Annotated in this window: 6 protein-coding genes; 2 read left to right on the top strand and 4 right to left on the bottom strand. The window is 33.3% G+C overall.

Annotated elements, in window-relative coordinates; genetic code table 11:
• Positions 1-127 precede the first annotated feature (127 nt).
• Both I6U48_RS29405 and I6U48_RS29400 read left to right on the top strand, forming a co-directional pair.
• Positions 128-691, top strand: coding sequence for a TetR/AcrR family transcriptional regulator (locus tag I6U48_RS29405; protein WP_218324065.1), 564 nt, complete (start codon positions 128-130; stop codon positions 689-691).
• A gap of 435 nt (positions 692-1,126) precedes the next feature.
• Positions 1,127-1,669 (top strand): phenolic acid decarboxylase, encoded by a 543-nt coding sequence (locus I6U48_RS29400; protein WP_218324064.1) that lies wholly within the window; start codon positions 1,127-1,129, stop codon positions 1,667-1,669.
• 228 nt (positions 1,670-1,897) lie between these two features.
• Here I6U48_RS29400 and I6U48_RS29395 read toward each other — a convergent pair whose 3' ends face one another.
• The 4 genes from I6U48_RS29395 to I6U48_RS29380 form a co-directional block, all read right to left on the bottom strand.
• Positions 1,898-3,442 carry a DHA2 family efflux MFS transporter permease subunit gene (locus tag I6U48_RS29395; RefSeq protein ID WP_218324063.1) on the bottom strand — a complete coding sequence of 515 codons (1,545 nt, stop codon included), beginning with the start codon at positions 3,440-3,442 and terminating at the stop codon, positions 1,898-1,900.
• A 9-nt stretch (positions 3,443-3,451) separates the two neighbouring features.
• On the bottom strand, positions 3,452-4,105 hold the full coding sequence (locus I6U48_RS29390; RefSeq protein WP_218324062.1) for an HlyD family secretion protein: 654 nt from the start codon (positions 4,103-4,105) through the stop codon (positions 3,452-3,454).
• 15 nt (positions 4,106-4,120) lie between these two features.
• Positions 4,121-5,107: an HlyD family secretion protein gene (locus tag I6U48_RS29385; protein WP_218324061.1), complete on the bottom strand. Its 987-nt coding sequence runs from the start codon at positions 5,105-5,107 to the stop codon at positions 4,121-4,123.
• 111 nt (positions 5,108-5,218) lie between these two features.
• Positions 5,219-5,815, bottom strand: coding sequence for a TetR/AcrR family transcriptional regulator (locus tag I6U48_RS29380; RefSeq protein WP_218324060.1), 597 nt, complete (start codon positions 5,813-5,815; stop codon positions 5,219-5,221).
• Between the last annotated feature and the right edge of the window lie 165 nt (positions 5,816-5,980).

The following is a 5,980-nucleotide window of genomic DNA, read 5'->3' as shown; positions in this document are numbered from 1 at the left end:
AAAATGCTGAGCTTTAGATTGGCAAAAAGTTTTTATCGTGCCGAAGCTTGGAAACATGTACCGGAGTATAAGTTAAGTATCGGTCGTGCTTCTTTATATGACATAAGATTATAGGAGTGAGAAGTGAATGCAAAAAAGAAATTTAACCAAAGAAAAAATTATTCAGGTCTCTTTTTCTTTGGCAGATGAAATTGGTCTTAATCAACTTAATTTCCAAAAAATCGCTGAAAAATTGAATATAAAATATCCTTCTTTGTATAATCATTTTAATAATATGGATAGCCTTAAAATAGAAATGACAGTATATCTTTTAAATGAATTAAATCAAAAGTTAATGCAGAGCTTAATTGGTAAGAGTGGCGATGAAGCCATAAAAGAATATGCAAAGATTTATAAAGAGTTTGCTTTTGAAAATACGACCGCTTATAGACTTCTTATGAGTATTCCAAGTACTGAGAACTCAGAGCTATTTAATTTAGCAAAAGGAACTACTCGTATAATTCGTCAGATTTTAGAGTTTTACATTAAGGATGAAGTCCGTTTGGTTCATAAGAGTCGAGCTTTAAGAAGTCTTTTGCATGGTTTTGTCTCGTTATATTCCTTTGGATATTTTCATAATAATAAAGTAACTTTAGATGAGAGCTTTGAATCTATGATAGATGACTTTATTTCATCACTTTCAAAAAAATAAAAAGGATAGAGTATTTTACTTAAAATCATTAATGAAATTAAGTCCCAATACTCTATCCTTTTTATATCATCATAGTCCTTATTCAACCACCCATTATATCAAGTTTTCAGATTAAAATCATGATGTTAATTTTATTTATTAGATTGGTCTTGGTTGTTTTACTTCCGCCTAAGCTGCGGCAAGCATAAAAGGCCAAGTACTATTTTTTACTATTATGGAACACTTCCTGCAATTATTATTTATCTCATATAAAACTTAAAATTAATATCTAGCTATTGTTTTTCTAAAATATTTCTTTATTGAAAGCTACTAGATTTTTATTTCTATTGACAACTCCCTATTTTGAGTATAACATAATATTTATAATCAAACATGTAAATTCATACATGTTTATATTTACATGTTTTTTTCTTTGATGAAAGGAGAACAAATTCAATGACAGGAAAAAAAATATTTAAAGACCTAAACGATTTTTTAGGAACACATTTTATCTACACTTATGATAATGGTTGGGAATACGAATGGTATGCCAAGAACGACCACACTGTCGATTATCGTATCCATGGCGGTATGGTAGCTGGCCGTTGGGTAACAGACCAAGAAGCAAATATTGTAAAATTAACAGATGGAGTATTTAAAATCACTTGGACTGAACCAACTGGTACTGATGTAGCATTAGACTTTATGCCAAATGAAGGAAAACTCCATGGCGTTATATTCTTTCCAAAATGGGTTCATGAACATCCAGAAATTACAGTATGTTATCAAAATGAACATATTGATTTAATGGAAGAATCTCGAGAAAAATATGAAACTTATCCAAAATACGTTGTTCCTGAATTTGCAACCATAACTTATATGGGTAATGCAGGACAAAATAATGAAGATGTTATCTCCGAATCTCCTTATAAAGGCATGACAGATGACATTCGCAACGGCAAGTATTTTGATGAAAATTACAAAAAAATTAAAAAATAAAAACTATCCAATTCTAGATAGAAATAAGATATTGCATTTAAAATCAATAATAATTTTAAATTGCAATACCTTATACTTTTATCTTCTACTCCTTTAAGTTTTCAAGAAAACATATGTTAAATTCTGCGGTCATATATTTTTACAGATTTGTTCCGATAAAAAGTTCTCGGAGTTCATTTTCCCTGCTGGAATTTTCTTTTGATTTTAGTTAGCAAATTGTTCATGCCTCTAGGAGTCTCCCATCACTTCCCCGTTTGTTCCCTTGTTTTCTTTTAGTAATAGAGTTGGGAGTATGGTAATAATACTTATTATGCATATAACAAACATTGTATCGTTAAGTGCCTGAAGCTCAGCTTGTTTTGCCACCACAGCATAAACTTCAGTTATAGCTGCACCCTGAGCATCAGCTTGGCTGAGCCCACTGCCTAAAAATATGCCCTGTATCAATTTTAAAAGAGTAATACTATTTGGATTAAAAGCATTTATTTTTGAAGATATATCGGCATAATTAATAGTATTTCTATACTGCATTATACTGGTTATAATAGTAATCCCAACGGAGGCACCTATTTGCTTCATAGTATTTATAATAGCCGAAGCATTAGGCATTTCCCTCTTTAAAACTGCATTGAAGCCCGCTGTCTGAACCGGTGCTATTAATAGTCCTACTCCCATTCCTCTTAGGAGTAAAAGCATAGTGATATCATTACTCGGAGTATTCAAAGTTATTTTAGACATACTGTAGCTGTTTAAGGCAAGAAGTATTAACGCTAAAACTGCCATTACCCTTGTATCCACTTTATTACTGAACTTACCCGATATGACCATGGACACTGCCGTAGCAATAGCTTCCGGAAACAGCACCAGGCCTGTCTGAAATGGTGAAAGTCCTTTAAGCTGCTGCATAAAAATCGGCACAAGAAATATACCACCATAAAGTGCCAATACCGCAATATTTAGAATAATGTTGCTCATACAAAAAGTATAGTTTTTTAAAAGGCGTAAATCAAGCATTGGATCCGAGATCATCAGCTCATTTGCAACAAATATTATTAAGCTGTAGCAGCCTATAATTATCAATACTATGTTTTTAATATCTCCCCAATCAATGTTATCGCCTCCAAGCACATATAATATACATCCAAGTCCAATACTGCATGTTATGAACCCTATTATATCCAGATTTTTTGTAGATTTATGCTCTGAATTTTTTAATACTATGCTCGCTAGTATTGTGCCAGCTATTCCTATTGGAATGTTAATTAAAAAGATAAGCCTCCAATCTAAGTTTTCAATAATATAACCACCTAAAGTTGGGCCTATGGCTGGAGCTGCCATTACTGCAATACCCATAACTCCAATAGCCATTCCTCTCTCTTCTTTATCAAAAGTACTCATTAATATTGTATTGGCTATCGGAATTATTAATCCTCCTCCAATGCCTTGTACTATTCTGGAGATAACAATTGACGTTCCATTCCAAGATAATCCGCAAAGCAATGAACCTATAGTAAATAAAACAATTGATAATACGAATACATTTTTCGTACCATATCTATCACTTAAATATCCACTGGCTGGTATTGTAATCCCCATGACTAGTGTATAAACGGTTAATACCCATTTTATTTGATCAAGGGTTGCATTAAAAGTTGTCATCATCTTAGTAATTGCAAGGTTTACAATACTGGAATCCAAACTTACCATAAAACATCCGGAAACAATAGTAATTAAAATAACCCATTTGTATGAAGCTGCTTTATTCTTTTCCATTCACCTCACCTACTTTACACGGATTTTTACAACGGCATTAGTAGCAGGCAAGAGATTGACATCATATTTTTCAAGCTTAATTTTAACCGGAACCTTTTCAACAACCTTAGTAAAAGTTCCGCTTGATGCTGAAGGAAGTAGTGAAAATGCCGCATTAGAAGCTAATCCTATTTGTTCCACTTTGCCCTTGAATTTTTCACCTTTATATTGATCGATCTTAATATCAACATTTTGCCCTACCTTAAGCTTTTTAATTTTTGTTTCTTCAATATTTGCATTTATATATAGCTTACTTGGATCAATGAGTACAGCAAGTGTAGATCCGGCGGAATCCATTTCACCAATTTCACCCTGTTTTTTTATTATAATACCGGTTATGGGAGCTCTAAGAAGGGATGTGTCTATACTGGAATCACCAGCTCCAATTGCTTCAACATGCCCAAGAATCTGATCTTTAACTACCCTTTCGCCTTCTTTAGCATCAAATTCCAAGAGCTTTCCAGATATCTGTGGTGTTACTTTAAAAAAATCACCAGTCACCTGAGCATCTTCTGTGGAAACATAGTACGTGCTATTGTACCAATAGTACCCTCCTACTCCTATAAGTGTAGCAGTCATCGCTGCTAATAATGATAAAATTACTACCTTACGTTTTCCTTTCATATCTCTCACCTGCCCTTAGTTTTTTAAAGCTATTTCTGCAAACATTCCTGGCTTTAGCAATGGATCCTGTGTCTCAAATTTTATTTTCACTAATTCATTTTTATTTTCTGAATCAATTACAGGATTAATTACCAGTATTTTACCATTAAAGACTTTATTCGAAACGTTAGATACTTTAATAGCAACTTCTTGTCCAATCTTTACTCTGTTCATTAGTGATTCTGGAAGATATGCATTTATATACAGCGCATCTGAATTTACAATCGTAACTAGGGATGATCCAGCTTCAGCAAGCTCTCCGCTGCTTACATTTTTACTGCTTACAACTCCCGATATTGGAGATACAATTATTCCATTATTAAGCTGAACTTTTGCCAAATTTAAGGCAGCTTGTGCCTGTTCTACCTGCGACTGTGCCACTTTAATAGTTTCCTGTGTTTCACCATTAATTAGCATCTCTAAATCAGCTTCATAAGACTTATAGGATCCTTCTGCATTAGCTAGCTCAGTTTTATATTGCTCAAGCTGACTTTGGGAAATAGCACCTTTATTAAAAAGCTGAACATTTCTATCATAATTCTCTTTTGCATTATCATAGGTTGCCTTAGCACTAGAAGCTGCCGCCTGAGCCTTAGTTATCTCTTCAGGCCTTGCTCCATTTTGAATTTTCGCAAGATTTGCATTGGCAGTTTCAACCCCTGCCTGGGCTTCAGCTACTTGGGCATTAAGATCTTTCGAATCCAGTTTGATTATCACATCTCCTTCTTTTACATTAGAGCCAACCTCAACATTTATAGCTTCTACCTTGGCAGTAATTTTTGATGTTATATCAATATTTTCATTTGCTTCAATTTTTCCTGCCATCATGTATTCATTGCTATCACTCTTAATCAACTTTGTTTGAAGAGTGCTGACATTCGGAGCGCTGCCTGCACTACAGCCGCTTAATAAACTGACTCCTAATACACTTGCCATAAGTATGCTTGATATCCTTCTTTTCATAAAAATCATCTCCTTTCTTGACCTTTGTGAAATTCCATACCTAAAATTAACTTAACCTTAAAGTCTATTCACTTTAAAACCGACCGTTCGGTATGTAAGCGTTAAAAAAATTTATTCTTTTATTTCTTCATAAAAATCCTTCCAAAGCTGCAATAAAGAACTGGATAATACTGGCTCTTGACCTTTCAATATGTTTTGAAGACTAGATGCATCATTGGTATATATAAATATTCTTGCAATTTGCTCGTCACTCATAGGAGATTTAATTTCTCCCTTTTCTCTAGCAAGCTTTATTATTGCTGTCCATGCATTAAGTTCATCCTGTAAATTAGCATTTAATTTTTCATAAAAGCTTGGAATAAGCTTACATGCATCAAAAATTAAAGAAAAATAATTTAAATCAAACACACTATCACAGTCATTATTTTTCTTGAACAATTCCATTCTTTCATTAATAAACTTTATATAGTCATGAAAAAATTCATATAAAGAATCATGACTGAACTTGCTATAGTCCACTGAAAAATCACTAAAAGATTTATCAATAACTTCCCCAAAAAGCTGTTCCTTACCCTCAAAATAATGGTAGAATGCACCTTTTGACAAGCCCGAGTTCTCCACAAGCTCTTTCATGGTAACTTCTTTATAGCTCTTTTTAAGAAAAAGTTTATAAGAAACCCTCAAAATATGTTCTCTTGTATCATTCATTAGTTTAACGCCTCCTTGATACCGACCGTTTGGTATGTGATTATATTACCACTTAATTTTATCCATGTCAATTTTTTATTTTTATTAAAACAAACAGCGCACATCAAAATGGGGCTGTCGCACTTAGGTAAGTATGGCAGAAAGTAGACTTATTCTGCGAGATAT

This window comes from Clostridium thailandense (genome assembly GCF_019207025.1).
In the GTDB taxonomy this organism is placed as follows: Bacteria; Bacillota; Clostridia; order Clostridiales; family Clostridiaceae; genus Clostridium_AM; species Clostridium_AM thailandense.
This window is presented reverse-complemented; position numbering and strand designations above follow the sequence as displayed.